The organism is Nonomuraea sp. NPDC049378, assembly GCF_055586745.1.
The window spans coordinates 18490-45169 of sequence record NZ_JBVJHP010000029.1; the positions used below are offsets into that span (position 1 = coordinate 18490).

General features: G+C 72.2%; 25 protein-coding genes. 10 read left to right on the forward strand and 15 right to left on the reverse strand.

The window, feature by feature from the left end; all coding sequences use genetic code 11:
* Positions 1–5: 5 nt before the first annotated feature.
* Positions 6–542 carry a helix-turn-helix domain-containing protein gene (locus ACZ6SA_RS42830; protein ID WP_347644867.1) on the reverse strand — a complete coding sequence of 179 codons (537 nt, stop codon included), beginning with the start codon at positions 540–542 and terminating at the stop codon, positions 6–8.
* 76 nt (positions 543–618) lie between these two features.
* On the opposite strand from ACZ6SA_RS42830, the gene ACZ6SA_RS42835 reads away from it, so the two are divergent.
* Positions 619–1764 carry an aminotransferase class V-fold PLP-dependent enzyme gene (locus ACZ6SA_RS42835; RefSeq protein WP_465834816.1) on the forward strand — a complete coding sequence of 382 codons (1146 nt, stop codon included), beginning with the start codon at positions 619–621 and terminating at the stop codon, positions 1762–1764.
* 20 nt (positions 1765–1784) lie between these two features.
* Positions 1785–3158: an amino acid permease gene (locus ACZ6SA_RS42840; protein ID WP_347644865.1), complete on the forward strand. Its 1374-nt coding sequence runs from the start codon at positions 1785–1787 to the stop codon at positions 3156–3158.
* Here ACZ6SA_RS42840 and ACZ6SA_RS42845 read toward each other — a convergent pair whose 3' ends face one another.
* The 3 genes from ACZ6SA_RS42845 to pgi form a co-directional block, all read right to left on the reverse strand.
* Positions 3159–3794, reverse strand: a complete 636-nt coding sequence (locus tag ACZ6SA_RS42845) for a LysE family translocator (RefSeq protein WP_347644864.1) — start codon at positions 3792–3794, stop codon at positions 3159–3161.
* 64 nt (positions 3795–3858) lie between these two features.
* A complete protein-coding gene (locus tag ACZ6SA_RS42850; RefSeq protein WP_465834819.1) occupies positions 3859–4215 on the reverse strand; it encodes a spore germination protein GerW family protein in 357 nt (118 codons plus the stop codon).
* Positions 4216–4268: 53 nt separating this feature from the next.
* On the reverse strand, positions 4269–5912 hold the full coding sequence (gene pgi / locus ACZ6SA_RS42855; RefSeq protein WP_465834821.1) for a glucose-6-phosphate isomerase: 1644 nt from the start codon (positions 5910–5912) through the stop codon (positions 4269–4271).
* 165 nt (positions 5913–6077) lie between these two features.
* On the opposite strand from pgi, the gene ACZ6SA_RS42860 reads away from it, so the two are divergent.
* Together ACZ6SA_RS42860 and ACZ6SA_RS42865 are read left to right on the forward strand one after the other, a co-directional pair.
* A complete protein-coding gene (locus ACZ6SA_RS42860) occupies positions 6078–8381 on the forward strand; it encodes a phosphoketolase family protein (RefSeq protein WP_347644860.1) in 2304 nt (767 codons plus the stop codon).
* Positions 8357–9565 carry an acetate/propionate family kinase gene (locus tag ACZ6SA_RS42865; protein WP_347644859.1) on the forward strand — a complete coding sequence of 403 codons (1209 nt, stop codon included), beginning with the start codon at positions 8357–8359 and terminating at the stop codon, positions 9563–9565. The genes ACZ6SA_RS42860 and ACZ6SA_RS42865 overlap by 25 nt, the downstream gene beginning before the upstream one ends.
* Before the next feature lie 132 nt (positions 9566–9697).
* Here ACZ6SA_RS42865 and ACZ6SA_RS42870 read toward each other — a convergent pair whose 3' ends face one another.
* Positions 9698–10108 carry an ATP-binding protein gene (locus tag ACZ6SA_RS42870; protein WP_465834824.1) on the reverse strand — a complete coding sequence of 137 codons (411 nt, stop codon included), beginning with the start codon at positions 10106–10108 and terminating at the stop codon, positions 9698–9700.
* A 236-nt stretch (positions 10109–10344) separates the two neighbouring features.
* Here ACZ6SA_RS42870 and ACZ6SA_RS42875 point away from each other — a divergent pair, with 236 nt between their 5' ends.
* From ACZ6SA_RS42875 to ACZ6SA_RS42885, 3 genes are read left to right on the forward strand one after another with little or no spacing between them, the layout of a single operon-like run.
* A complete protein-coding gene (locus tag ACZ6SA_RS42875; protein ID WP_347644857.1) occupies positions 10345–10827 on the forward strand; it encodes a cation:proton antiporter regulatory subunit in 483 nt (160 codons plus the stop codon).
* Between the two features lie 8 nt (positions 10828–10835).
* Positions 10836–11996, forward strand: a complete 1161-nt coding sequence (locus tag ACZ6SA_RS42880) for a cation:proton antiporter (protein ID WP_347644856.1) — start codon at positions 10836–10838, stop codon at positions 11994–11996.
* 17 nt (positions 11997–12013) lie between these two features.
* Positions 12014–12607: a pentapeptide repeat-containing protein gene (locus ACZ6SA_RS42885; RefSeq protein ID WP_347644855.1), complete on the forward strand. Its 594-nt coding sequence runs from the start codon at positions 12014–12016 to the stop codon at positions 12605–12607.
* A gap of 12 nt (positions 12608–12619) precedes the next feature.
* Here ACZ6SA_RS42885 and ACZ6SA_RS42890 read toward each other — a convergent pair whose 3' ends face one another.
* Positions 12620–13477, reverse strand: a complete 858-nt coding sequence (locus tag ACZ6SA_RS42890; protein ID WP_465834827.1) for a helix-turn-helix domain-containing protein — start codon at positions 13475–13477, stop codon at positions 12620–12622.
* 169 nt (positions 13478–13646) lie between these two features.
* Between ACZ6SA_RS42890 and ACZ6SA_RS42895 the strand changes: the two genes are divergently transcribed.
* On the forward strand, positions 13647–14633 hold the full coding sequence (locus ACZ6SA_RS42895) for an aldo/keto reductase (protein WP_347645170.1): 987 nt from the start codon (positions 13647–13649) through the stop codon (positions 14631–14633).
* Positions 14634–14708: 75 nt separating this feature from the next.
* Here ACZ6SA_RS42895 and ACZ6SA_RS42900 read toward each other — a convergent pair whose 3' ends face one another.
* From ACZ6SA_RS42900 to ACZ6SA_RS42935, 8 genes are all read right to left on the reverse strand, one after another.
* Positions 14709–15347: a copper resistance CopC family protein gene (locus tag ACZ6SA_RS42900; RefSeq protein ID WP_465834829.1), complete on the reverse strand. Its 639-nt coding sequence runs from the start codon at positions 15345–15347 to the stop codon at positions 14709–14711.
* A gap of 76 nt (positions 15348–15423) precedes the next feature.
* Complete coding sequence (locus tag ACZ6SA_RS42905) at positions 15424–15996, reverse strand: hypothetical protein (protein ID WP_465834831.1); 573 nt, start codon at positions 15994–15996, stop codon at positions 15424–15426.
* A gap of 125 nt (positions 15997–16121) precedes the next feature.
* A complete protein-coding gene (locus tag ACZ6SA_RS42910; protein WP_347645169.1) occupies positions 16122–17090 on the reverse strand; it encodes a fatty acid desaturase family protein in 969 nt (322 codons plus the stop codon).
* A gap of 306 nt (positions 17091–17396) precedes the next feature.
* A complete protein-coding gene (locus tag ACZ6SA_RS42915; RefSeq protein WP_465834833.1) occupies positions 17397–18536 on the reverse strand; it encodes an FAD-dependent monooxygenase in 1140 nt (379 codons plus the stop codon).
* A gap of 25 nt (positions 18537–18561) precedes the next feature.
* A complete protein-coding gene (locus tag ACZ6SA_RS42920; protein ID WP_465834835.1) occupies positions 18562–20097 on the reverse strand; it encodes an MFS transporter in 1536 nt (511 codons plus the stop codon).
* 194 nt (positions 20098–20291) lie between these two features.
* Positions 20292–21692, reverse strand: coding sequence for an FAD-binding oxidoreductase (locus tag ACZ6SA_RS42925; RefSeq protein WP_347644849.1), 1401 nt, complete (start codon positions 21690–21692; stop codon positions 20292–20294).
* Positions 21693–21734: 42 nt separating this feature from the next.
* Positions 21735–21998, reverse strand: coding sequence for a hypothetical protein (locus ACZ6SA_RS42930; RefSeq protein ID WP_347644848.1), 264 nt, complete (start codon positions 21996–21998; stop codon positions 21735–21737).
* A gap of 69 nt (positions 21999–22067) precedes the next feature.
* Complete coding sequence (locus ACZ6SA_RS42935; RefSeq protein ID WP_465834837.1) at positions 22068–22967, reverse strand: hypothetical protein; 900 nt, start codon at positions 22965–22967, stop codon at positions 22068–22070.
* Positions 22968–23197: 230 nt separating this feature from the next.
* On the opposite strand from ACZ6SA_RS42935, the gene ACZ6SA_RS42940 reads away from it, so the two are divergent.
* Positions 23198–24955, forward strand: a complete 1758-nt coding sequence (locus ACZ6SA_RS42940) for an exo-alpha-sialidase (protein ID WP_465834839.1) — start codon at positions 23198–23200, stop codon at positions 24953–24955.
* Positions 24956–25100: 145 nt separating this feature from the next.
* Here the strand turns inward: ACZ6SA_RS42940 and ACZ6SA_RS42945 are convergent, their stop codons facing one another.
* Positions 25101–26099, reverse strand: a complete 999-nt coding sequence (locus tag ACZ6SA_RS42945) for a DUF2382 domain-containing protein (protein ID WP_465834841.1) — start codon at positions 26097–26099, stop codon at positions 25101–25103.
* A 247-nt stretch (positions 26100–26346) separates the two neighbouring features.
* On the opposite strand from ACZ6SA_RS42945, the gene ACZ6SA_RS42950 reads away from it, so the two are divergent.
* Entirely contained in the window at positions 26347–26634 is a 288-nt protein-coding gene (locus tag ACZ6SA_RS42950; RefSeq protein ID WP_132337477.1) for a HesB/IscA family protein, read from the forward strand.
* Positions 26635–26680: the final 46 nt, after the last annotated feature.

A 26680-nucleotide genomic window follows, 5' to 3' on the forward strand; every position in this document is an offset into this window, starting at 1 on the left:
CCGGCTCAGTAGCTGGGCGGAGTGGCGACGATCAGGAAGTCGACCGGCTCTTCCCCGGGGTTGAGATACCGGTGCGGCAGCGACGAGTCGAAGGAGCAGCTGTCCCCCGCCTCCAGCACGTGCTCGGCCCCGGACACCTCGACGACGAGCCGGCCCCGCAGCACGAGCACGCACTCCTCGGACGGGTGCGACCACGGCTCGGCGGCCGACGATCCGCCGGGCAGCAGGTGCCCTTCCAGCACCTCCAGCCGCCCGCGCCCGGGCGACACGCGGGTGTAGGCGATCCCGCCCGCGGGGGACCTGACGAGCATCCGCCCCTCGCGCCTGACCACGGCCACGGTGGCCGCGTCGGGCTCCTGGAACAGGCTGAACAGCGGCAGGTCGAGCACCTTCGCGATCTTCCTGAGCGTTTCCAGGCTGGGGTCGGCCAGATCGCGCTCGACCTGGCTGATCAGCCCGCTCGACACGCCCGCCTCCGCGGCCAGCTGGGCGAGGGTCAGCCCGCGTACGGTGCGGAGCTCACGGATCCTGGCGCCAATCACGCGCAGATCCTATCGGGCATTAATACCGTTGAAGGTGTATTGACCTGGTTAAAACAGTCCGGATAAGGTGCCCGAAATGTCGCATCTGCTGAACGCCACTCAGTTCCGGGCCGAGTTCCCCTCCCTGACCGACTCCGTGCACCTGGCGAGCTGCAGCCAGGGCGCCCTGTCGTCGCGGCTGGCGTACGCGCTCCAGGAGATCGGCCACACGCTGCGCGACGCGGGTGCTCCCTGGGAGGTGTGGATGGGCGAGGTCGACCGTGCCAGGGAGCGGTTCGCCCGGCTCATCGGCGCCGAGCCCGGCGAGGTGGCCGTGCTGTCGTGCGCCTCCGAGGCGGCCTTCCAGGCCGCCTCGTCACTCGACTGGTCGCGCCGCCCCCGCATCGTCACCACCGACCTGGAGTTCCCGTCCATCGCCCACGTGTGGCTGGCCCAGCGCGGGCGCGGCGCCACGGTCAGGATGGCCGCGGACACCGGCGAGAACGTCACGGCCGAGGCGTACGAGCAGGTCGTCGACGAGAGTGTCAACCTGGTGTCGGTGCCGCTGCACACCTACCGCAACGGCGCCCGCCTCCCGGTCGAGAACGTCGTCCGCCTGGCGCACGAGAAGGGCGCGCGCGTGTTCGTGGACGCCTACCAGGGCGCCGGCGTCACCCCGATCGACGTGAAACGGCTCGGCTGCGACTACCTGGCGGCCGGGTCGCTCAAATACCTGCTCGGCCTGCCCGGCATCGCGTTCCTCTACGTACGCGGCGGCATGGAGCAGCAGCGCGAACCCGAGCTCACCGGCTGGTTCGGCCGCACCGACCCCTTCGCCTTCGATCCCCGGCTGCTCGACTTCCCCGCCGGCGCCCGGCGCTTCGAGACCGGCACGCCGCCCGTCCCGTCCGCCTACGCGGCCAACGCCGGGTTCGACCTCATCGAACGGGTCGGCATGGACGCCGTGCACGAGCACGTCTCCGCCCTGGTCGAGGAGGCTGCGGAGCGGCTGGCAGCGGCCGGCGAGCGCGTGGCGAGCCCGGCGGGCGCCCGCGGCCCGCAGGTGGCCATCGCCGACGACGACCCGGCCCGGCTGGCGGCCCGGCTGGCCGAACAGCGCATCTGGACCGCGCCGCGGGGCGACCTGCTGCGGCTGTCCTTCCACTACTACAACGACCGGTCCGACGTGGACGCGGCCGTCGAAGCCATCAGCACCTCCCGCCGGGCCTGCAGCCGGGCCTGATCACCCCCGAAAGGTCTCTCGTGGACAACGCATCCGGACTGCGACGCAGGCTGACCGGGCGCCAGCTCACCATGATCGGGCTGGGCGGCGCGATCGGCACCGGGCTCTTCCTCGGCTCCAGCCTGGCGATCTCCCAGGCCGGCCCGGCGACCATCGTCGCCTACATCATCTGCGCGGGCGTCGCCCTGGTGATCGGCTGGTCGCTGGCGGAGATGGTCGTCGTCCACCCCGAGGCCGGCGCCTTCGGCGTCATCGCGCACCGGTACCTCGGCCCGTGGGCCGGATTCGTGGTCCGCTGGACGTACTGGACGATCCAGGTCATCGCCATCGGCGGCGAGGTCATCGCGGCCGGGATCTACGTGCAGTTCTGGTGGCCGTCGCTGCCGCTGTGGTTGCCCGTCACCGTCTTCTCGGCCGTGGTGCTCGTCGTGAACACCGCCGCGGTCAAGCTGTTCGGCGAGGTCGAGTACTGGTTCGCCATGATCAAGGTCGTGGCGATCATCGTGTTCATCCTGCTCGGCGTGCTGCTCGTCACCGTCGGCCTGCCCGGCGCGGAGGCCACCGGGGTCTCGAACCTCACCGCGCACGACGGATTCCTGCCCAACGGGATGAGCGGCCTGTTCCTCGCCATGGTGTTCGTGCTGTTCAGCTACATCGGCACCGAGGTCGTCTCGGTCACCGCCGCCGAGTCGGAGAACCCGGTGCGCGACATCCCGCGCGCCGCCCGCCGCATGGTCACCCGGCTGGCCCTGTTCTACGTGCTGGCCATCGCGGTCGTGCTCACGGTGGTGCCGTGGACCACCACCGCGCAGGGCGGCTCCGTGACCGAGAGCCCGTTCGTCAGCGTGTTCTCCGCCGCGGGCATCCCGGCCGCGGCGACCGTCATGAACTTCGTCGTGCTCACCGCCGCGCTGTCCAGCGCCAACACGAACCTCTACCTGACCACCAGGATGATGCACTCGCTGGCCGCCAACAGGTACGCCCCCGCCTGGACCGGGCGGCTCAGCGCCGCCGGCGTGCCGCGCAACGCGCTCGCCCTGTCGGCGCTCGGCCTCGCGCTCGCCGCGGTCGTGTCGGCGGCCAGCGAGAGCGACGCCTACCTGGCGCTGTTCGGCGTGTCGGTGTTCGGCGCGCTGGTCGTGTGGCTGCTGATCCTCCTCACGCACCACGCCTTCCGGCGCACCCGCGCCGCGCAGGGGCTGCCGCCCTCACCGGTCCGGCTCTGGGGCGCGCCCGTCACGTCGGGCGTCGTGATGCTCTTCCTCGCCGCGGTGCTCGTCTCGACGTTGTTCATCGAGTCGCTGCGGCCGGCGTGGTGGGCGGGCGTGCCGTTCTTCGTGATCGTCAGCCTGGCGTACGCCGTCGTCTCCCGCCGCTCGGCGTCATCGGTGTAGCTAGGGGTTGCCGGAGCCGGCCAGCTTGACGCCGAGGGCGATCAGGGCGGCGCCCGTCAGGCCGTCCACGGTCCTGCGTACGGCGGGCCTGGCGAAGACCTTGCGCAGGGTCCCCACGATGGTGGCCACCACCAGGAACCACGCGACCGTGCCCGCCAGCGCGATCACCGACAGCACCAGGGTGTCCGGCAGCGAGGCGCCGGAGCTGAGGAACTGGGGCATGAGGGCCACGAAGAACAGGGCGGCCTTGGGGTTGAGCACGTTGGTGAACAGCCCTTCCGCGAACGCCGCCCACGCGCCCCGCCCTCCCGGGTCCGGCGCGTCGAACGTCAGGTCGCCGCCCCGGCGCAGGGCGGCGCGCAGCGCCCTGACCCCGAGGTAGAGCAGGTAGGCCGCGCCGGCCACCTTCACCACGGTGAACGCCATGGCCGAGGCGGCCAGCAGGGCCGCGACGCCGGTGGCCGCGGCCACCACCCAGGCGAAGACGCCCACGGAGATCCCCGTCGCCGCCGCCATGCCGTGCCCGCGCCCGGAGACGGCCGAGCGGCGTACGACGACCGCGAAGTCGGGGCCGGGCGACATCGCGCCGAGCAGCACCACCCCACCGAAAGCGACAAGCTGCGTCACAGAGGTCATGGCGTCAACTCTAGGGGCCCGCGATCGCCGGGGTCACCCGTCCGTCCCGGCGGCGGGACGGCGGTCAGTGCCTGCGCCGCCGGCGCCGCCTGAGGATGGAGCGCACGGTCAGCAGGAGCGCGACGGCCACGAACTGGCCGCCGATGACGATGCGGTTGACGTCGACGGCGGGCCGCCACTGGGCCTCGCCGTTCTTGAGCACGAACACGCCCGCGGGAGTGGCGCTGAACCCGAAGCCGCCGCCGCTGCCCTCCCCCTTCTCGTCCTTCTCCTTCGTGCCCCGCCCCTGGCCGCCGCCGCCTCCCTGGGCGACCCTGGCGACGGGGATGACGACGATGTCACCGTGGTGAATGGGCTCGCCGAACACGCGGTTGACGGTCGCCGCGTCCTTGGACTGCTCCACCAGCTGCATGATGTCCATGCCCCCATCGTGGCCCCGCGCCGCCGGCCTGGCCAGCGACGCGGGGCGGAGCCTCAGACGCGGCGGCCGCGCAGCTCGCGGTATCGGCGTACGAGCCGCTCGGTGGAGGGGTCGGGCAGCGCGGCGCCGCTCACCTGCGGCGGCTCGCCGGAGGTGAGCGCGGGCGCCAGGTCGAGCGCCATCTTCTTGCCCAGCTCCACGCCCCACTGGTCGAAGGAGTCGACGCCCCAGACGGCGCCCTCGACGAAGACGATGTGCTCGTACAGGGCGACGAGCTGGCCCAGCGTGGACGGGGTCAGCTTGGGCACGAGGATGGTCGAGGAGGGGCGGTTGCCCGGCATGACCTTGTGGGGGACGATCCCGGCCGCGGTGCCCTCACCCGCGATCTCCTCGGCCGTCTTGCCGAACGCCAGCGCCGAGGTCTGCGCGAGCAGGTTGGCGACGAGCTGGTCGTGCATGCCCTCACGGTCCTCGAAGGGCTCGGCGAATCCGATGAAGTCGGCGGGCACCAGCCGGGTGCCCTGGTGGAGCAGCTGGTAGAAGGCGTGCTGGCCGTTGGTGCCCGGCTCGCCCCAGAAGATCTCGCCGGTGGCGGCGGTCACGGGAGCGCCGTCGGCGCGCACGGACTTGCCGTTGGACTCCATCGTGAGCTGCTGCAGGTAGGCCGGGAAGCGGTGCAGCCGCTGGCTGTAGGGCAGCACGGCGCGGGTCTCCGCGCCGAAGAAGTCGTTGTACCAGATGCCGAGCAGGGCCATCAGCACCGGCAGGTTGGCCTCGAACGGCGCCGTGCGGAAGTGCTCGTCGACGGCGTGGAAACCGGCCAGCATCTCGCGGAACCGCTCGGGCCCGATCGCGATCATCAGCGAGAGGCCGATGGCGCCGTCGAAGGAGTAGCGGCCGCCGACCCAGTCCCAGAAGCCGAACATGTTGTCGGTGTCGATGCCGAACTCGGCGACCTTCGCGGCGTTGGTGGAGACGGCCACGAAGTGCCGGGACACCGCGTCCTCGCCCAGCGCGTCGACCAGCCAGCGGCGCGCGACCCTGGCGTTCGTCAGCGTCTCCAGCGTGGTGAACGTCTTGGAGCTGATCACGAAGAGCGTGGTCGCGGGGTCGAGCCCGGCGAGGGCGCCGGTGATGTCGGCCGGGTCGATGTTGGAGACGAACCTGGCGGCGATGCCCGCGTCCGCGTAGTCGCGCAGCGCTTCGTAGGCCATGGCGGGGCCCAGGTCGGAGCCGCCGATGCCGATGTTGACGACGGTCTCGATGGGCCTGCCCGTGGCGCCCTTCCACTCCCGCGAGCGGATCCGGCCGGAGAAGGCGCTCATCTTGTCGAGCACGGCGTGCACGTCGGCCACGACGTCCTGACCGTCGACCACCAGCCGCCGCTCGCGGGGCATGCGCAGCGCGACGTGCAGCACGGCGCGGTCCTCGCTGACGTTGATGTGCTCGCCGCCGAACATGGCCGCGATCCGCTCGCGCAGCCCGGCCCGCTCGGCCAGGGCCAGCAGCAGGTCGATCGTCTCGCGCGTGGCGCGGTGCTTGGAGTAGTCGAGGTAGAGGTCGCCGGCGGCCGCCGTCATGCGCTCGGCGCGGCCCGGGTCGTCCGCGAACAGCTCGCGCAACTGCTTGCCGGCCAGCTCGCCGTGGTGCTTGTCGAGGGCCGCCCACTCCTGGCTCCGGGTGATGTCGCCGTTCACGCTCTTCCTCCTCGCGTCGCCAAACCGATCACCATCGTCCCGTAACCACGTACCCTCCGGGATTGATTCCGCGCGTGGCGGAGGAGACCTTTTGCGTACGCGGGACTCCCGCACCTTGCCCGGCGAAAGTGGATTCAGCTCGCTCTCCAGAGGAAGCAGCAGAGCATGGAGCATATAGACGCATACTGGCGGGCGGCCAACTACCTGTCCGTCGGACAGATCTACCTGCTGGACAACCCGCTGCTGAGCGAGCCGCTGCGGCCGGAGCACATCAAGCCGCGCCTGCTCGGCCACTGGGGCACCACGCCGGGCCTGAACTTCTGCTTCGCCCACCTCAACCGGGTGATCAACGAGCGCGACCAGGACATGATCTACATCGCCGGTCCCGGGCACGGCGGCCCGGCGGCGGTCGCGCACGCCTGGCTGGAGGGCACCTACACCGAGCGCTACCCCGACGTCTCGCAGGACGTCGCGGGCATGCGGCGGTTGTTCCGCCAGTTCTCCTTCCCGGGTGGCGTGCCCAGTCACGTCGCGCCCGAGACGCCCGGCTCCATCCACGAGGGCGGCGAGCTGGGCTACTCGCTCGCGCACGCCTACGGCGCCGCCTTCGACAACCCCGACCTGGTCGTGGCCTGCGTCATCGGCGACGGCGAGGCCGAGACCGGCCCCCTGGCCGCCGGCTGGCACGCCAACAAGTTCGCCGACCGCCGCCGCGACGGCGTGGTGCTGCCCATCCTGCATCTCAACGGATACAAGATCGCCAACCCGACCGTGCTCGCCCGCATCCCCGAGCACGAGCTGATCAAACTCATGGAGGGGTACGGCCACCGCCCCCATCTGGTCGGCCCCGACCACGCCGAGATGGCCGGCACGCTCGACACCGTCTGGGACGAGATGGCCGCGTACAAGGCCGGCGACGCCGACCGCCTGCCCATGATCATCCTGCGCACGCCGAAGGGGTGGACCGGGCCGCGCGAGGTGGACGGCAAGCCCGTCGAGGGCACCTGGCGGGCCCACCAGGTGCCGCTGGCGAAGGTGCGCGAGAACTCCGCCCACCTGGCCATGCTGGAGGAGTGGATGCGCTCCTACCGCCCCGAGGAGTTGTTCGACGCCGGCGGGCGCCCGGTCCCGGCGATCGCGGGCACCGTGCCGGCCGGGCCGCGCAGGATGAGCGCCAACCCGCACGCCAACGGCGGCGAGCTGCTGGAGCCGCTGCGGCTGCCGGACTTCCGCACCCACGCGGTCGAGGTCAAGTCGCCCGCCGTGCAGGAGACCGAGCCGACGCGGGTGTTCGGCGGGCTGCTGCGCGACGTGATCGCCGCGAATCCGCACACGTTCCGGCTGATGGGGCCGGACGAGACCGCCTCCAACCGGCTGCAGGAGGTGTTCGAGGTCACCGACCGGGCCTGGAACGCCGAGCTGCTGCCCACCGACGAGAACCTCGGCGCCGGCGGGCGCGTCATGGAGGTGCTCAGCGAGCATCAGTGCCAGGGCTGGCTGGAGGGCTATCTGCTGACCGGCCGCCACGGGCTGTTCAACTGCTACGAGGCCTTCATCCACATCGTGGACTCCATGTTCAACCAGCACGCCAAGTGGCTGGAGTCGTCGCGGAAGATCCCGTGGCGGCGGCCGGTCGCGTCGCTGACGTACCTGCTGTCGTCGCACGTGTGGCGCCAGGACCACAACGGCTTCAGCCACCAGGACCCCGGCTTCCTCGACGTCGTGGTCAACAAGAAGGCCTCCGTGGTGCGGGTCTACCTGCCGCCGGACGCCAACACGCTGCTCTCGGTCGGCGACCACTGCCTGCGCTCCCGCGACTACGTCAACGTCGTGGTCGCCGGCAAGCAACCCGTGCTCGACCTGTTCACCATGGACGAGGCCGTCGCCCACTGCACGCGCGGCCTCGGCATCCTGCCCTGGGCCTCCACCGACCAGGGGGGCGAGCCCGACGTGGTGCTCGCCTGCGCCGGCGACGTCCCCACCCTGGAGACGCTCGCCGCCGCCGCGCTGCTGCGCGAGCACCTGCCCGAGCTGAAGGTGCGCGTGGTCAACGTCGTCGACCTCATGCGCCTCCAGCCCCGGTCGGAGCACCCGCACGGCCTGTCCGACGCCGAGTTCGACACGCTCTTCACGACGGACAGGCCGGTCATCTTCAACTTCCACGGCTACCCCTCGCTCATCCACCAGCTCACCTACCGGCGCACCGGCCACGACAACATCCACGTGAGGGGGTACAAGGAGGAGGGCACCACGACCACGCCCTTCGACATGTGCATGCTCAACGACATCGACCGCTACCACCTGGTCATGGACGTCATCGACCGTGTCCCCGGGCTCGGCTCCACCCAGGCGCACCTGCGCCAGCACATGAGCGACGAACGGCTGCGCGCCCGCGCCCACACGCGCGAGCACGGCGAGGACCCCGCCGACATAAGGTCGTGGACGTGGCCGGCCGCATCCTCGTCCTGAACACCGGCTCCTCGTCCATCAAGTACGAGCTCATCGACGTCCGCACCCGCGAGCGCCCCGCCAGGGGCCTGGTCGAGCGCATCGGCGAGGACGAGGGGCGCCTGACGCACCATTGCGGTGACGGGCCCGCCCACGAGAGGCGGGCCCGCTTCCCCGGGCACGCCGAGGGCCTGGACGCGGTCATGAAGGCGTTCGAGACGGCCGGGCCCGAGCTGAGCCCGGTCGCGGTCGGGCACCGGGTCGTGCACGGCGGCACCACGTTCACCCGGGCCGTGCTCATCGACGACGCCGTGATCGCCGCCATCGAACGCCTGGCGCCGCTCGCGCCCCTGCACAACCCGGTCAACCTGACCGGCGTCCGGGTCGCGCGCGCGGCCTTCCCCGGGGTGCCCCAGGTGGCCGTGTTCGACACCGCCTTCCAGCTGACGCTGCCGCCGGCGGCGCACACGTACGCGGTGCCGCGCGACTGGCGCGAGCGGCTGGGCGTGCGGCGCTTCGGCTTCCACGGCACCTCCTGCGCCTACGTCTCCCGCCGCGCCGCCGCCCTGCTCGGCCGCGACCTGGCCGGGCTCGACCTCATCGTGCTGCACCTGGGCAACGGCGCCAGCGCCACCGCCGTCTCCGGCGGCCGCAGCGTCGACACCTCCATGGGCCTGACCCCGCTGGAGGGCCTGGTCATGGGAACGCGCTCGGGCGACGTCGACCCGGCGGTCAGCGGCTATCTCGCCCGGGTGAACGGGATGGACGCCGAGCAGGTGGAGGAGGCGCTCGGGCGCCAGGGCGGCCTGCTCGGCCTCACCGGCAGCGGCGACATGCGCGAGGTGCGGGCCCGCGACGACGACGAGGCGCGGCTGGCCCTGGAGATCTACACCCGGCGCATCCGCAAGTACGTCGGCGCCTACTACGCGCTGCTGGGCCGGGTGGACGCGATCGTGTTCACCGGCGGGGTCGGCGAGCACGACGCCGCCACCCGCGCCGAGTCGCTGGCCGGGCTCGGCCGGCTCGGCATCGCGGTCGACCCGGCGCTCAACCGGGCCGCGTCGGCCGGGGAGCGCGCGGTGTCCCCGCCCGGGGCCGAGGTGGCCGTGCTCGTCGTCCCCACCGACGAGGAGTGGGAGATCGCCCGGGAGGCCCTCGCCCTGATCGGCACGGGACCCGAGCAGGACACCGCGCCGGATCCCTGACGACCGGCCCCTGACGACCGGCCCCTGACGACCGGCCCGGATCGTCCGGGCCTGCATCGTCCGGGCCGCATCCTCCGGCACGGATCGTTGACCGGCCGCACGTACGGACGGGTCACGTCACCGGCGGGCGGATCAGAGCTCCGCCGGGCTCCGGGTGAGGTCGGCGGTGAGCTCGCACCACACCGTCTTGCCGTCCTCGGCCGGCGCGATGCCCCACCCGGTGGACAGCAGCCTGACGACGTGCAGCCCCCAGCCGTCGCCGGGGCCGGGCTCGCGGGGCCGGGGCAGCTCGGCGCCGGCGTCGCCCACCTCGATCCGCACGTCAGACGCGTCGGCCCGCATGCGCAGCGAGGGCGGGCCGTCGCCGTGCACGAGCGCGTTGGTGACCAGCTCGGACACCACCAGGAGGACGTCCTCGTGCCGCCCCTGGTAGCCACGGGCGGCCAGGGCCTCACCGATGATCTGCCGCGACGCCGTGATGCTGCCCATCTCCTCCGGCAACCGGGTGTCCACGGTGTACGGCTGCGCCTCCTTGCTGCCCATTCCTCTGCTCTCGGGGGGGTCTCGTGCGGCCGGTCGGCCGTCCGTCGAACGGGTTCGTCACGTTGCGCCGTTGAGCAGTCTCCCACGAGTCACCATCCAGCGCGCGGCTGGGGGCGCGACCGGCCGCGAACCGGCCCGCGCAGGTGTGGCCGGCGGGTTCGGTAAGCGTGTGTATAGCGCGGGTAATGCATTGGTAGGGTTGTCCGGAAAAATACGGATTTGAACAGGTGGGACAGGTGGAGGTCGAACAAACAGCACTGCCCGGCATCGGTCTGCGGCACGATTTCACGACGCGCAAAGGACAGCGGGTCGGCATCGTGTCCCACCGCACCGGGCGCCGGGACCTCGTGATCTACGACAAAGAGGACCCCGACGCCGTCTGCCATACGGTCAAGCTCAATGACGAGGAGGCGGACACCCTCGCCGAGCTCCTGGGGGCGCCCCGCATCGTGCAGCGGCTCAACCAGCTGCACGAGCAGGTCGAGGGCCTGGTCAGCGTGCAACTGCCGATTCCGGCGGACTCCCCGTACGTGGGACGCCCCATGGGGGACGCGCGTGTGCGCACGCGTACGAGCGCCTCCATCGTGGCCGTCGTGCGCAGCGGCAAGGTCGTCGCCAGCCCGGGACCCGACTTCGTCTTCACCGGTGGCGACGTCGTGGTCGTCGTCGGCAGCGAGGACACCACCGCCGAGGTCGCCGGCATTTTGGCAGAAGGGTAGGGCCGCGGGTGCACCATACCGCGATCCTTTTCCTCGAATTCGGTGCAGTACTGCTGGGTCTCGGAGTGCTGGGCGCGCTGGCGTTGCGCGGCGGCATCTCCCCCATCCCCCTCTACCTGATAGCCGGGCTGGCGTTCGGTACCGGCGGCGTGCTGCCGCTGGCCACCAGCGAGGAGTTCATCTCCGTCGGAGCGGAGCTGGGCGTGGTCCTGCTGCTGCTGACGCTGGGCCTGGAGTACAACGCCGACGAGCTCGTCACCAGCCTCACGAGCAACGCCCGCGCGGGCATCGTCGACCTGGTGCTCAACGCGGCGCCCGGCGCGATCATCGCGCTGCTGCTGGGCTGGGGCCCGGTCGCGGCGGTGGCCATGGCCGGCGTCACCTACGCCACCTCGTCCGGCATCACCGCCAAGGTGCTGTCGGACCTCGGGTGGATCGGTAACCGGGAGACGCCGACGGTCCTGTCGCTGCTGGTGTTCGAAGACCTCACGATGGCGGTCTACCTGCCGATCCTGACGACCATGCTGGCCGGGCTGAGCCTGGTGAGCGGGGCGATCTCGGTGGGCATCGCGCTGCTCACGGTCAGCATCGTCCTGGTCGTGGCGCTGCGGTTCGGGCGCTTCATCGAGGCGTTCGTGTCCAGCCCCAACTCCGAGGTGTTATTGCTCAAGGTCGTCGGCCTGGCCCTGCTGGTCGCCGGCCTCGCCCAGCAGCTGCAGGTGTCGGCGGCGGTCGGCGCGTTCCTGGTGGGCATCGCGCTCTCCGGCGAGCTGGCCGAGGACGCGCAGGCGCTGCTGGCGCCGCTGCGCGACCTGTTCGCCGCGGTGTTCTTCGTGTTCTTCGGCTTCCAGACCGACCCGGCGAAGATCCTGCCGGTGGCCGGGCTGGCCGCGCTGCTGGCCCTGGTCAGCATGATCACAAAAGTGGTCACCGGTATGTACGCGGCGAAACGGGCGGGCATCGCCAGGGCCGGTCAGGCACGAGCGGGCATCGCGCTCGTCCCCCGCGGTGAGTTCAACATCGTCATCGCCGGTCTGGCGGTCGGCGCGGGCGCGCATCCCGACCTGGGAGCGCTGGCGGCGGCGTACGTGCTGATCCTGGCCGCGTTCGGGCCCCTGGCGGCCAAGGCCGTGCAGCCGCTCATCACCGCCATCGCGAAGCGGGCCTGATCCGCTAGCTTGTTCGCATGGCACACCCCACAGAGAAGACGGTCTGGTCCACGGACTGGGACACGCTCGAGATCTCCGGCGAGAGCCATCGCCGGGTTCTCTTCCAGGACGTGGACATGACCGAGCTGGTCGACCATGGATCCTCGTTCGAGGAGTGCCACTTCAGCAACGTGCGGTTCAACGTGTCGGAGCACACCGACGCGAAGTTCCTCAACTGCACGTTCACGCGGTGCTCGCTGTTCGACGCCACGTTCACCGGGTGCAAGCTCACCGGGAGCGTGTTCGACGGCTGCACGTACGGCCTGCTGAAGGTCGAGGGCGGCGACTGGTCCTACACCGGCCTGGCCGGGGCCGATCTGCGGGGCAGCACCTTCCACGGCACCCGGCTGCGCGAGGCCGACCTGGCGGGCGCCCGGCTGGAGCGGGCCGAGCTGCGGCGGGCCGACCTGACGGGGGCGTCGCTGCGCGGCGCCGACCTGACCGGGTGCGACCTTCGCGGCAGCGACCTCAGTACGCTCGACCCGCGCGCGGTCACGATGACCGGCGCGGTCATCGACCCGTTCCAGGCCACGGTCGTGGCCGCCGCGCTGGGCTTCGACGTCCGCGAGTGAGCGGCCGCGAGGTCAGCCGCTCACCGCGTGCAGGGCCCCCGGGACGCGGCCCGTGAGGCGGTCGAGCGCGCCCGCGGCGTCGGCGCCGGCCGGCAGGTGGACGACGATGCTCTGCTCGCCGTCCGGCAGGTCGAGCGTCTCGCGCGACAGCCGCAGCTCGCCGACGCCGGGATGGGCCACCCGCTCCACCGGCACCGTCGGCGGCGTCAGCGGCGCGGCGGCGAACCACGACGTGAACGCCTCCCCCGCCGCGAACGACAGCTCGGAGACCAGGTCGTCGACGTAGAGGTCGTCGTAGCCGCTGACCAGCTTCAGCCGGGCGGCGTGCTCGGCCGCGACGCGCTCCCACTCCGGGTAGGCGTCCCTGGCCCGCTCGTCCCCGAACACGAATCTGTGCACGTTGGGCGGGTCTCCGTCCAGGAGGCCGAGGGGCTCGAAGAGCCGCGCGTACCCCTCGGTGTGGGCGATCACGTCGCCCAGCCTGTTGAGCACCGCGGCGGGGGCGGGCTCCAGGCGGTCGAGCAGGGCGCGCACGGTGGGACGCACGTCGCGGGAGGGCTCCTGCCCTGCCGACATGCACAGCGCGACGCCGCCGCCGGCCATCTTGGCCAGGTTGCGCAGGTGCAGGCGCTCCTCCTGTGTCATGCGCAGGGCGTCGGCGAGCGTGACGAGCACCTGCGTGGACGGGTTGCGGTCGCGCCCCTGCTCCAGCCTGGTCAGATATTCGACGCTGATGCCGGCCACCGTGGCCAGCTCGGACCTGCGCAGCCCCGGCGTGCGCCGCCGCGTGCCGCCGGGAAGCCCCACGTCGGCGGGCTTGACGGCCTCGCGGCGGGAGCGCAGGAAGGCGCCCAGCTCGTTGTCGCTCACGTGCCCGAGTGTACGGAACATCCGCCTCGCCCTATCGTGGCCCCGGCAGGGCCAGTCCCGGCGCGGTCTCCCTCGACCGCGCGGTTCCCGGGAGGGTGGTGCGCATGACGTCCACGACTCGATCGCAGGCCGGAGCACCGGCCGTCCGTGCCAGGAGGGTGCTCCCATGATGCGTTACCGTCTGCTGGGCCGTACCGGGCTCAGGGTCTCCCAGCTCTTCCTCGGCGCGATGACCTACCGCGAGGCGTCCCCGGAGGTGCGGCGCACCTTCGACCTGTACTCCGACGCCGGCGGCAACGTCGTGGACACGGCCTCCATGTACGGCGAGAGCGAGAACGTCGTCGGCCAGGTGCTCCAGGGCCGCCGCGACCGTTACGTCCTGGCCACGAAGTACACCGGCACCATCGACGGCACCGACCCGAACGCCGCGGGCAACCACCGCAAGAGCCTCGTCCGGTCGCTGGAGCAGAGCCTGCGGCGGCTGCGCACCGACTACATCGACCTCTACTGGGTGCACGTCTGGGACCGGCACACCCCGGTCGAGGAGACGATGCGGGCGCTGGACGACGCGGTCAGCGCGGGCAAGGTGCTCTACGCCGGCATCTCCGACGCCCCCGCCTGGGTGGCGAGCCGGGCCAACACGCTGGCCGAGTGGCGCGGGTGGACGCCGTTCGCCGGGTTGCAGGTGCCGTACAGCCTGCTGTCGCGGGACGTGGAGCGGGAGCTGCTGCCGATGGCGCAGGCGTACGGGATGAGCGTGGCGGCGTGGGGGGTGCTCGCGCACGGCGTGCTGTCGGGCCGCTACAACGCGCCGGACGCGGCGGCGTCGCGGCTGTCGCCCGGCTCCCTCACCGAGCGGGACCGTACGGCGGCGCGAGCCGTGACGGAGGTGGCCGCCGAGCTGGGCGTCACCGCCTCGCAGGTGGCCATCGCGTGGGTGCTGCGGCGCGGGGTGCACCCGATCCTCGGCGCGAGCAGCGCCGAGCAGCTCAAGGACAACCTGGGGGCGACCGAGGTGGAGCTGCCCGGCGAGGCGGTGCGGCGGCTGGAGTCGGCGGTCGGCTTCGAGCTGGGCTTCCCCGGCGACTTCATCGGCGAGGCGGAGCGCAGCCCCGGCGTCTACGGCGACGCCGTCGACCGCCTCGACGGCCGGTGACCCCCGGTCAGCACAGCGACAGGCTCTCGTGGACGTCCAGCCGGCCGTGCGCGGCGAGCAGCCTGTCCGGCCTGTTCATTGAGCATCCGGCTCCTCTCCTCCTGGGCGGCGGCGGGCGGCCCTGAGCGCGACGACCGCGCCGAGCACGACGAGCACGGCCAGCGCGCCCCAGATCCACGCGGGCACGCCGGACGGCGCCGCCTCCGAGGAGGCGGCCGCCGAGGCGGCGGCGTCCTGCCCGCTCGCGGTGGCGGGCGCGGAAGGGGCCGGCTCGGCGGAAGCGGGCGGTGCGGACGAGGAGGGCGTGCCCTTCACGGTGAACGGGATCTCCCCCTCGATGGGGTGGCCGTCGGAGGAGACGACCCGCCAGGCGATCACGTACGGGCCGGGGTCGAGCGGCTGCGGCACGGCGGCGGACACCTTCGGCCCGTCGAGCCGGGGCTCGCCGAGCGCGACCTGCTCGCCCGCCGCGTCGCGCAGCACGACGAACGGGAACTTGACCGTCGCGGTGTACTCGAGCTCGATCTCCTCGACCGCGGACACCTCGGCGTCCTTGGCTGGAGAGCTGCTCTTGAGCTTGTCATGGGCGTGGGCGGGCGCGGCGGGAAGGGCGAGAGTGAGCAGGCCGGTGAGCACGCAGGCGAGCGCCGCGAGCGCCGCCGTGCGGATGCGTGTCATGCGGATCATGCGGATGGTGGATGGCAGGAATGCCATGAAAGGTCTCCAGAAGGGTCTCCCGGACGACCGCGCCCGTGGCGCCGGCGTCCAGATGCTGGCAGGGCGGCGAGCTTCAGCGCGAACGCTGGACCTTTCCTGGCGGGCCGCGCCTGCTGACCGTTCCGGAGACGATCTCTCCCGCGTACGCGGGGACGTCGGGAGTGGAGGGCCGCCATGACGGCAGGGCGACCTCGACGGGGGCGGCGACGAGCAGCCGGATGACCGGCGGCGGCGTGGCGTACAGGCGGATCATGAGCCACAACGCGCGCTCGCCGCGGTGCAGCCACCACGCCGTCAGCGCCGCGACCGTGAGATGGACCAGCACCATGCCCGGCCCCGGGTGCGCGTGCGCGAGCTCGGGAGCGGGGGCGGGGGCCAGCCGCTCGAAGAGCTGGTGCAGCAGCGTCTGAGTGCCCGTGGTCGCGGCGAGCACCGCCACGGGCCCGCGCTCGCGCCCGTCGATCAGGTAGGCCAGGCAGAGCGCCGCCAGCACCGCGGCGGCGTAGACCGGGAGCGGCACCGGCCCGCCGCCCGCCAGCGCGTGCCCGCCGGCCGACACCGCGCCGCAGGCGGCCGCGAACACGACGGCCCGCGCGAGCCGCAGCCCGGACGCCGCCGGGAGCGCGGATGATGGCGGAAGGGACACAGCGCCATCCTGACACAGGGGGCGGCCGGTCCCGCGTCCTCACCACCCGCGGCACATCGCCGGGCGGGCCGTCAGGCCCTGGCTGTCCCGCCTTCCACCACCCGGCGCCTCGCGGGGCCCGGCCCTCAGGCCCTGGCGGTCGCGCGCAGGGGCCGGCCCACCTCGTGCAGGTGGCGCAGTGCCTGCCCCCAGGACCGGAAGAGGCCGCATTCGACGTAGTCGATGCCGAGCGACTCGCAGTAGTCCCTGACGATGGGCTGCGCCTTGCGCAGGTTCGCGGTGGGCATGCTCGGGAACAGGTGGTGCTCGATCTGGTAGTTCAGGCCGCCGAGCGCGGTGTTGACCAGGCGGCCGCCGCGGACGTTTCGGGAGGTCAGCACCTGGCGCCGGAGGAAGTCGAGCTCGTCCTCGGCGGTGAGCACCGGCATGCCCTTGTGGTTGGGCGCGAACGTGCAGCCGAGGTAGACGCCGTAGCACGCCTGGTGCACGGCGAGGAAGGCCAGCGCCAGGCCGGGCGGCAGCACCAGGAGCAGCGCGCCCGCGTAGGCCAGCACGTGGCCGGTCAGCAGCAGCCCTTCGAGTCTCCTGTTCTTCAGCGACTTCCTGCGCAGCGCGCGGAAGCTCGACACCTTCAGGTTCAGCCCTTCGAGGGTGAGCAGCGGGAAGAACAGGAACGCCTGCCAGCGGCCCACGAACCTGGGCAGCCCCCGGCTGGCCTCGGCCTGCTTCTCCGACCAGAGGAGGAAGTCGGGCGAGACGTCGGGGTCGTGGTCCTCGTGGTTGGGGTTGGCGTGGTGGCGGGTGTGCTTGTCCATCCACCAGCCGTAGCTGAGCCCGATGGCCAGGTTTCCGGTGATCAGCCCGGCGATCCTGCTGGTGCGCCGCGAGCGGGAGATCTGCCCGTGCGCCAGGTCGTGGGCCAGCAGGGTGACCTGCCCGAACGCCACGGCCATGAGGACCGCGACGGCGAGCTGCCACCACGAGTCGCCGACCCAGGCGAACAGCGCCCAGCTTCCCGCGAACAGGCCGGCGACGAGGGTGATCCTGGCGGCGTAGTAGCCTGGCCGCTTGTCCAGCAGGCCCTCCTGCGCCATACGGCGCGCCAGCTTGGCGAAGTCGCTTCCTCTCTCTCCTGATGGCCGGGCACGGGACGTGTCCACCACGGTCAAAGTCTTCTCCGATGCTGATGCGTCGTACGGGGAATACGTACAGCATCGCTGACGATGCGACCTGGTGTGACCCCGCTGCCACCCGTTCCCGTGGTGGGGCAGGCCCTACCACGGGTGCCGGGACGACGCCCCCGCCGCCCGGGCCTGGGCTGCCGTACCCTCCGGGTGGGGCGGGCGGCGGGGACGCCCGGCTCGCATCGGCCGCTCGGATCGACGGCTCGGATCGACGGCTCAGATCGATGGCAGGGCCGGCACCTCCTCGGGCGCGGCGGCGTCGCCGTGGACGTGCAGGTCGGGGCGGAAGGCCCCGAGATAGGCGGCCCGGTCGCGGAAGGTGGCGGCCAGCGCGTCTCCGTAGTCGATGAGCTCCCTGTGCGCGTGCCTGCGGGGCTCGTAGCGGGCGTAGAGCAGCCGGTCGAGCAGGTCGTGGTCGCCGCCGGCCGTGCAGATGACGTCGGCCAGGATCTCGGCGTCGTGCAGGGTGTAGCTCATGCCCATGCCCGTCATCGGGTGGCAGGCGAAGGCGGCGGATCCGAGCAGCGCGGCGTTGCCCTTGTGGTAGGCGGCCACGCGCAGCGACGAGACCTTGATCCGCTGCCAGGTGGCGGGCTGCAGGGCGTTGAAGGCGTCCGAGCTGTCGGTGACGAACTTCTTCAACGTGTCGATGAGGACGGGGATGCCGTCCTGGAAGATCTCCTTGTCGTCCTCCGGCGGCAGGCCGACGAACACCCTGGCCTGGTCCCTGTTGAGCGGGTAGAGGTAGGCGAGCCAGCCTTCGGAGCTGAAGTAGAGCCGGTTGAGCCGGGCGACGCTGGCGGTCAGCGGCACGGTGGCCACCCGCATGAGCAGCCGCTCGTACGGCATCGTCTGCTGCTCGATGTCGAGCGCCCGGCGTACGGCGGACCTGGTGCCGTCGGCGCCGATCACGACGCCGGCCCTGAGCGTGCGGCCGTCGGAGAGCCTCAGCTCCTCCACCCGGCCGTCGCCGATCGCGATGTCGTCGATGCCCGTGTCGAACCAGAACTCGACGCCCTCCATGGCGCAGGAGGTGTAGATGAGCTCGACCAGCTCGCGGTAGGGGCGGATGAGGAAGCCGCCGTCGGGGAAGCGGCATTCCCTGATCGGGTCGCCGTCGTGGTAGTAGCGGATGGTGTCACGCCTGAGGCCATGGCGTTCGACGAGGTCCGCCAGCCCGTGACGGGCGAGCACGCGCTGGCCCGGAGGCTTGAGGAAGTCGGCGCCCGCGCTGGGGACCGAGGGTCCCTGCTCGATGACGACGACGCGCTGTCCGCGGCGGCCCAGTAACAGGGCCAGGAAGCAGCCGCCGAGCCCGGCGCCGACGATGGCCACGTCGCACGATGTGGTTGCCATGACGAGAGCCCTTCTGAAGGTTGAACTAGTTCGCAGGCCCGCGGGTGCCGGCGAGCGGGCCTGTTCCGGCCGCCCGCGGCAGCGGGACCCGGCCCATCCGGGTGTCCGCGGGGGAAACCGGCTGGGCGTCCGGCCGCAGGGCCGGTGGGGTGGTCGTGGGGGGTGTGCGGGTCTCGACCGGCAGCAGAGCGTCCGCCTCCGCCGCGACGGTGGCGAGGGTCATGCGCAGTTCGAGCAGGAGCTTGCGCGGCACCTTGACCATGACGTCGCCCGGGTCGGGGCGCATCTTGGTGATCTTGGTAAGGGCCAGCGCGCCGATCAGCACGGAGATGGCCACGCACAGCGCCAGCGCGCCCGCGAGGCCGGCGAAGGGGCCGGTCATGAACGGGTGGTCGATGACGACCGACACCACGGCGACCCCCACGGCGCCGCCGACCATGCGCGCCATGGTCGCCGAGCCGACGGCGGAGGCGTACTGGTGAGGGCTGGCGGCGAGGGTCGTGGCGACGGAGGTGCCGGGCGCGAGCGCGCCGACGCCTACCCCGACCACGACGCTGGCGATCAGGCCCCACACGGTGGGCCCCGACTGCACCAGTACGAGCACGCAGGCGCCGCCGCAGAGCAGGGAGCCCGCGTAGATCAGCCCGTACGGGCCGACGCGCTTGATGAGCCGCCCGGCCAGGAAGCTCGACACGACGACGGCCACCGACGTGGGCGTCAGCCACATGGCCACTTCGAGCATGGGGTAGCCGAGGTGCAGCAGGTAGAGCGGCTGCACGGTCAGCAGCCCGTACGACAGCGCGCCGAAGCCCCAGGTCGCCAGCCAGCCCCAGACGAAGCGGGGCCGCCGCCACAGGGCCAGGTCGATCGCGGGGAGCCGGTGGTGCCTGGCCTGCGCGAGCGCGCCGCCCAGCAGGGCCAGCGCGGCGAGCGCGAGCCACAACACGTCCGTGCCCCAGGCCATCGCCTTGGAGATGGCCAGCACGATGATGGCGATGCCGGCCGCGAGCAGCCAGGCGCCCAGCACGTCGGGGACGCCCCTGGCGCCGCCCCGCCTGCCGGACGGGAGCCAGGCGCAGGCGATCAGCAGCGCGACGCCGATGACGACGTCGGGGATGAACAGCGCCCGCCATCCGACGGAGGCGGCCAGCCAGCCGCCGCCCGCCTGCATGAGCAGGCAGCCGAGGCCGGACGCGGAGCTCCACAAGGCGATCGCGCCGCGCCGTTCCGACTCCGGCAGCTCTCCCAGCAGCAGGCCGAGGCTGGCCGGGATCATCGCGGCCGCTCCCGCGCCCTGGACCGCCCGCGCCGCCAGCACGTACGACCAGGGCTCCACGGCGACGGCGGCGATCCCGCCGAGCACGAACACCACGAGGCCGACGGCCAGCACCCGCCGGCGGCCGAACAGGTCGGCCCACCGGCCCGCGGTGGCCAGCAGCGCCGCGATCGGGATGAACGCCGCGCTGGTCAGCCAGACGAGGTCACCGAGCGGCATGCCCGCGCCGGCGGGCGTGTACCGCAGCACTCCGACTGCCAGGGTGGTGGCCGTGGTGTCGGCCATCACCGTCAACATGACACCCGCACCGACCAGCCGCAGCATCACGCCGTGTCGGCGGTCTGCGCCGGCCGTGCTCGTTCCCCGGACGGCCGCTGGTGACGAACGCACGTGGTCCCTCCATCTTCGCTGTCGATCTCAGGTCGCCCCGCCGCCTGGCACACTCCGGCTGTGCGGACGGCGGAGCCGGACGGGTGGGGTCAGGCGCCGTACCGGCCGGGCGAGAGCAGGCCGTCCGGGTCGAGCGCCGTCTTGAGCCGGTGCAGCATGCCGAGGCTGGCGGTGCTGGTCTCGGACCAGACGTCGGCGGCCGCGTGGTCGATGTCGGAGCGGTAGATGGCGCAGCCGTTGGCGCGCAGGACGCAGCTGCCGTCGTTGCGGAGCTGGTGCGCCCGGTGGGCGGCGTCGGGCGCCCCGCGGTCGAAGAAGATCTGCATGACGCCGTTGGCCATGTGCCTGCTGACCAGGTTCCACTCGACCATGAGGGCGGTGGTGTGCGCGTCGACGGCCGTCTGCAGGGCGGCCAGGACGTGCTCGGTCTTCCGCGCGTGCATGGGCATCAGCGGCAGCAGCGCGAGGAAGCCCATCGGGCCCTCGTCGATCTGGTCGCACGAGGTCACGCCGAGCGCGTTGTGCACGCCCATGCAGGTGGGGATGCCCTGCGACATGAGCGCTCTGGGGTAGAGCGGGTCGCCGGCGTCGACCTCGGCGGCGTCGACCACGCGCAGCGCCTCGGCGCCCTCGACCTCGATCAGCGCCTTGCGGAGCAGTTCCTCGGCCAGCTCGACCGTGGCGTCGCTGCCCATGAGCGGCCCGAGGATGGTGAACAGCGAGGGGTCGACCCCGGCGGGCAGCACCCAGTCGCCGTGGCCGGGCGTGAGCGACAGCTCGCGCACCCGCATCAGCCCTTCCGCCGGGTTGCCGCGGCGCAGGAACCCGGTCATCGCGCCGACGGCGACGCCGGCCTGGTCGCGCGGGATGCGGCCGTGCACCAGGGCGACGGTCTGCGGGCGCGGCACGAGGGAGACGGCCATGGCGGTGACGATGCCCAGGTTGTGCTGGACGAACGAGGACGTCAGGTCCGGGCCGGCGACCCGCCCGTGGTAACGCCCCGCGGGGTCGAGCCCGCCCGTGGTGACGACGCTGCCGTCGGCCAGCACGGCCTCGATCCCGGCGACGTCGTGGACGCGGGAGCGGATGCAGCCGTCGCCCCGGTCGAGCGCGTTGCCGATGACGGAGGTGTCGGCGCACGAGGCGGTGACGTTCAGCATCCAGGGGGTGCCGCGCAGCACCTCGGCGAGCTGTGCCTGGGTCACTCCCGGCTCGATGACCGCGAAGCCGGCCTCGAGGTCGAGGCTGCGTACGCGGTTCATGCCGCCGAGGTCGACGACCAGGTTGTCGTCGGTGACCGGCATGGCCGAGCCCATGCCCCAGTTCCTGCCGGTGCTGATCGGGTAGAGGCGGCGCCTGGCCGTCATGGCCTGGCGGACGAGCGCGCGTACCTCGTCGAGCGTGCGCGGCGTCTCGATGCCCGCCAGGGAGCGTGGCTGGTGTCCCCCGACGTCACGCGACCTCAGCTCCGGTCGCGACAGATCCTGCATGACTCTCCTCAAAGATCAGATATCGCTCGATGGGGGCACACTTCAGGCAGTGTGCTGGAGCAGGTCGTCGATGGAGCCGATGGCCTGGTTGGACATCTCCCTGATCTCGAGCAGCCGCTGCTCGACGTACTCGTCGGGCTCGTCGGAGGGGAGGGTGTCGGGGAGGGCGAGCGTGTCGCGCGGCCCGGCCTGCGCGGGGATCTCGTGCAGGCCGTAGGGGTGACGCCGGACGTGCCCGGCGTCTCGGTGCTCGGTGTCTCGGTGCTCGCGCCTGGCGCGGGCGGGCAGGTGCGGGGGGGTTCGCATGACGGGAGCTCTCCTACCGGACTCGGATGGGGTTTTCCGGGTGACCGCTCGCCCTTGAGCGGATCGGGGTCAGCGTGCGTCCTCCGTACGGCCGAGGTGTTCGGCCCGCGGGGCGGCGGCCGCGCGGGTCACGCGTGGCACGCCGTGGTTGATGACGCTCGCGGCGATGCGGCGTTCGGCCAGCCCCATGTGCGGACGGCCGATGCCTGGAGCGCTCGGCCGGGCGCCGGCCGAGCCACGGATCATGGTGCTGGCGTGCACCCAGCGGCGCGACTCCGCCAGCACGTCCCGCTGCGCGCGGGGCAGGTCGCGGTGCCGCGCGTACTGCTCGCAGACGGCCCGGGCGAGCACCCGCGCCATGACGAGGTGCTCCTCGCAGGCCCGGGCGACCTTCACCTCCAGGCCGGCGACCTGCGCGAGGAGCAGCTGCAGGTGCGGCAGCTCGGAGCTGCGCTCGTACCCGGCGAGCTCGGCCAGCCGCTCCGGCCAGCGCAGCCGCCGCTCGATCGAGGCGCAGACGGTCGTGGCCACCAGCGCGGGCGGCTCGCCGTCCGGGTCCTGCCCGTCGAGCTGCACGGCCCGCTGCGCGGTGTGCTCGAAGTCGGCCAGGCGGCGCAGCCCGCTCTGCAGCAGGCGTACGCGGTTGTGCAGGCAGGCGGCGCTCCAGCCGAGGACCAGCAGGCGGTCGGCGTCCGCCTCGCAGTGCCAGCCGACCAGCGCCACTTCGCGGGCCATGCGGTGGTGCAGCACCCACGGCTCCGGCGCGGCGCCGGCGTCCACCGTTGTCTCGATCCACACCTGCAGCCCGCCGGGCGGCAGATCGCCGACGCCGATCTCCATGCCCTCGGGGGCCACCCTGGCGCAGATCCGCTGGACCACGCGCTGCTGCGCGGCCGCCTCCGGCGCCACGGGCACCGGGCCTGGCAGCACGCGCTCTGGGGCCACTTGCGCCCTGGGCTCGATGCTCATCTGGGGCCACCTCCCGACCCGCGGTCTTTCGACCTACGTAAATTCACACTTAATGGTGCCGCCTCGATCGTCGTCAGACAGCGGTGCTCTGTCAACTGTCAGTTTACGAATGGCATGAATCATCAGCCGCCCGAACGTGTACCTGCGACTCCCCGCAGGTGAATGCCGGGTTGGCGGCGCTGGGTGATCTAGAGTCCGTACCGTCGGCGTACGGGGGAAAGGCGGGGCCGGTGCTGGTGCACGCAACCGTGGTCACGGCCCTGTCGGTGACCTTGACGCTGCCCGCCGTGCCCGCGCCGGCACGGGCGCCGGCCGGCTACTGCCTGCTGCCCGACCAGCCCGCCGCGGGCGAGGGTTACCTGATCGCCAGTGCTTCCTCACCCGATCTCGTCCATCCCTTCCCGCGGCCGCCCGCGCGGGAGCCGACGGCCTCCGAGCGGCTCGACTTCGCCGGCTTCCCGAACGTGTCGGTGCTCGACGTGACCGGGCGCGGGGGCGCTCCGGAGCGGAAGGTGATCGTCACCTACACCACGAACGTCGACGAGGTCGTCACCCTCACCAACGCGGCCGCGGTCTCGGACGACGGCGGCGCCACGTTCGGCCCGCCGAGCCGGACGCCGCTGCGCGAGTCGCCCGTCGAGCTGCACGACGGGCGCTTCTTCGCCACCGAGTACTACCCGGCCAGGACGGGCCCGCACACGGCCGCTCTCGGCGTGCTCACCTCGTCCTCGCTAGACGACGCCGAGAGCTGGCTGCGTTCCGAGGCGACCCTGACCACGCCGGACGACCTGCTGCCGGGCGGGGCCGTGCACGGGACGCCGATCCAGCTGGCCGGCGGCACGATCCTGATCACGCTCTACGCCCGTTACAGCGGCACAGGGGCGTACCAGGCCGAGGTGTACGCCAGCGAGGACGGCGGGACGACGTTCTCGCGGCGCGGCGTGATCGCCACGCCGGCCGAGGGGTTCGCCTACACCGAAGCGGCCCTCGCACAGACCGTGGACGGCAGCCTGCTGGCCGTGCTGCGCCACGACGGCGGGAAATACTCCACGCTGCGCCAGAGCCGCTCGGTGGACGGCGGCCGCACCTGGTCGCCGGCGCGCGAGCTGCGCTTCACCGGCTCTTTCGCCGGCCCGTCCACTGAAGGTGGCTGCGTGGTACGCGGAGTGGCGCCGAGACTGCTGCTGACCCCGGCGGGCGTCCTCGTGCTGAGCGCGGGGCGGCCGGACAACTGGCTGGCCGTCTCCCCCGACGGGCGTGGCGAGGCGTGGCAGGAGCCGCGGGTGACCTACCACAACCGCGACGGCATCTGGGACACGCACGGATCGTCCGGCTACACCGGCCTGGCCGCCGTCGGCCCGCACCGGCTGATCCAGGTCTTCGACAACTGCAAGCTCCCGGGCGTGCGGCCCGACGGGCTGCTCAACGAGACGGCGTGCCCGGCGCACGGCCGGTTCGAGCACGGCGGCTGGTACGCGATCAAGCGCCGCCTGTTCACCGTGGCCCCGCCCGGCCCCGGCCTGCTGGACCTGGCGGCGATGCGCCGGCGCGGCGACCTCACGATCGACACCACCATGACGTGGACCGGCCGCTACCGCCCCAGGACCCGGCCCGCCGCGGCCTTCGACGGCAGCACGTCCTACTGGTCGGGCGCGGTCGCCGCCGGCCGCGGCCGCTACGTCCTGCGTCTGGACCGGCCGTACGCCTTCACCCGGATCGGCCTCAGCCTGCGCCCCGGGCATCCGGCCGGAGCCCGCGTGTACATCTCACGGGACGGCCGCTCCTGGGGCGAGCCGGTGCTCACCGTCACCGGCAGGACCGACTACGCGATGCGCTACTCGGAGGTCGAGCGCACGGGACGGCACGTCAAGATCGTCCTCACGCCCACGCGTGACTGCGACCCCGAGATCGGCCGTTCCTGCAGCATGCTGAACGAGGTCGAGCTGTACGCGGGGGCCGGGCCTGGACGGCGCGCGCCCGGCCGCTGAGGCCGCCACCGGCAGCGGGGAGAGCCCGGGCACCGAGGCCCGCCACGCGGCACGGCAAAGCCCGGGCGCTGATGCCTCTCACCAGCGACCGGGGCTTTTGCCTGCGAGGTCCGCAGCGGCGCGTCCGGCGCCACTGCCCCGTATGTCACCGCTCGGGGGGAAGGTCACTCCCGCCGCGGCCGAACATGCCGTCGTCGTCCCTGCCGATGGTCACCCCGTCCTCGTCGATCTCCAGCCGCTCCTTCCGGATCTGGCCCTCGACGGTCTCCTCGTGCTGCACGTCCCGCTTGCGGACGTGGATCCGCTCGACCGGCCTGCTCTCCTTGCCGACGACCGGACGCTCCTCGTGCAGGATCATCTCGCGATCTTCCTCGCCGATCTCCTGCACCGCCGTCGCGTCCCCTTCGCTGATGGGCTCGCGCTCGATCACGACCTCCTCGCGCGAGAGCGGCACCGTCTCGTGGACGGTCTCGGTGTCGACGTACTTGTGGAGGCGGACGCGGCCGGTCTCCCTCGTCTCCTTGCCGATGCGCAGCCGCTCTTCCGACCTGGTCATGGAGATGTCGTCGACGTCGGCGAGGTCGCCGGTGACACCGTGACCGGCCGTCCTGCCGGCGAAGTCCCGGCGGCCCGTCTCGCCCGCGGCGCCTTCTCCGGCCATCCCCTTGCCCGCCGTGCCACCCGCTGGGCCACCCGCTGGGCCACCCGCTGGGCCACCCGCCGTGCCTCCTGTGATGAGGTCGTCGCGGGGCGCGCCCGCGGGCCTGTCGGGCCGCTCCCCCGTCACGGGGGTCTTCTCCGTACGCGGTTCGCCGGCGCGCTGCTGCGGGACACTCGTCGGCCGCATGCCGTAGTAGCGGTAGAGGTTGGTCTCCTCGTCGATCGTGAGGCGGTCGTCGACGTCGATGTTCGGCGCGCCCTTGATCATCTCCTTGTCGAAGGGGACCCGGATCTCCTCTCCCGAGCGACGGGCGTTGGCCAGAGGCACGAAGGTCTGCTTCATACCGAAGAGCCCCGTGCGTACGGTCACCCACTCCGGCTCGCCCGAGCGATCATTGAGGTAGACCTGGCCCACCTTGCCGATCGACTGGCCGTCCGACCCCACCACGTGGCAGTCGAGCAGGTTGCGGATCTCTGTTTCCATTGCCACGACGATCCCCCAATGCGCTCGTCCTGGTGTCAAACAAGACAAATACCCCATATCGCCATAAATCCACGTTCTTTCCGGCAGTTTCTGGCCTGGTCCGGGCAGCACGCACGCTGTCCAGGGGACGGCGCGCCACCCGCGCACTCCCTGAGAATTCGGTAAAGAAAGGGTCACGAAGGGTTGAGCCCGAGCGAGGAGGGAAGGGCAGGCAACTCGTGAACGTCGAACGTGAGGAGGAGCCGTAGTGCTCACCCTGACAGCCAACGCAGCCCAGGCGATCCGCGACCTGACCGCGGCCGCGCCCGAGCCCTCCCAGAGCGGGATCCGCATCTCGTCTCAGGGCGAGGGCGCGAGCTCGCTCACCCTTTCCCTGGCCACCGCCCCCGAACCGGCGGACGCGGTGGTCGAGTCGGAAGGAGCTCGGGTCTACCTCGACCCTGTGGCTGCCACTGTGCTGGAGGACAAGTCTCTGGACGCCGGTGCCGACGACCAGGGGAGCGTGTCCTTCCTGGTCACCGAGCAGAGCGCCTGACGCGGCCTCCGCCGTGCCGGACCCGATCGGCGGTCCGGCACGGCGG

Excerpts from the sequence above, each read along its gene's own strand:
- ACZ6SA_RS42835 (WP_465834816.1), top strand. The coding sequence starts at position 619 with ATGTCGCATCTGCTGAACGCCACTCAGTTCCGGGCCGAGTTCCCCTCC.
- ACZ6SA_RS42845 (WP_347644864.1), bottom strand. The coding sequence starts at position 3,794 with ATGACCTCTGTGACGCAGCTTGTCGCTTTCGGTGGGGTGGTGCTGCTC.
- ACZ6SA_RS42850 (WP_465834819.1), bottom strand. The coding sequence starts at position 4,215 with ATGGACATCATGCAGCTGGTGGAGCAGTCCAAGGACGCGGCGACCGTC.
- ACZ6SA_RS42860 (WP_347644860.1), top strand. The coding sequence starts at position 6,078 with ATGGAGCATATAGACGCATACTGGCGGGCGGCCAACTACCTGTCCGTC.
- ACZ6SA_RS42870 (WP_465834824.1), bottom strand. The coding sequence starts at position 10,108 with ATGGGCAGCAAGGAGGCGCAGCCGTACACCGTGGACACCCGGTTGCCG.
- ACZ6SA_RS42885 (WP_347644855.1), top strand. The coding sequence starts at position 12,014 with ATGGCACACCCCACAGAGAAGACGGTCTGGTCCACGGACTGGGACACG.
- ACZ6SA_RS42895 (WP_347645170.1), top strand. The coding sequence starts at position 13,647 with ATGCGTTACCGTCTGCTGGGCCGTACCGGGCTCAGGGTCTCCCAGCTC.
- ACZ6SA_RS42900 (WP_465834829.1), bottom strand. The coding sequence starts at position 15,347 with ATGGCATTCCTGCCATCCACCATCCGCATGATCCGCATGACACGCATC.
- ACZ6SA_RS42910 (WP_347645169.1), bottom strand. The coding sequence starts at position 17,090 with ATGGCGCAGGAGGGCCTGCTGGACAAGCGGCCAGGCTACTACGCCGCC.
- ACZ6SA_RS42915 (WP_465834833.1), bottom strand. The coding sequence starts at position 18,536 with ATGGCAACCACATCGTGCGACGTGGCCATCGTCGGCGCCGGGCTCGGC.
- ACZ6SA_RS42920 (WP_465834835.1), bottom strand. The coding sequence starts at position 20,097 with ATGGCCGACACCACGGCCACCACCCTGGCAGTCGGAGTGCTGCGGTAC.
- ACZ6SA_RS42925 (WP_347644849.1), bottom strand. The coding sequence starts at position 21,692 with ATGCAGGATCTGTCGCGACCGGAGCTGAGGTCGCGTGACGTCGGGGGA.
- ACZ6SA_RS42930 (WP_347644848.1), bottom strand. The coding sequence starts at position 21,998 with ATGCGAACCCCCCCGCACCTGCCCGCCCGCGCCAGGCGCGAGCACCGA.
- ACZ6SA_RS42935 (WP_465834837.1), bottom strand. The coding sequence starts at position 22,967 with ATGAGCATCGAGCCCAGGGCGCAAGTGGCCCCAGAGCGCGTGCTGCCA.
- ACZ6SA_RS42945 (WP_465834841.1), bottom strand. The coding sequence starts at position 26,099 with ATGGAAACAGAGATCCGCAACCTGCTCGACTGCCACGTGGTGGGGTCG.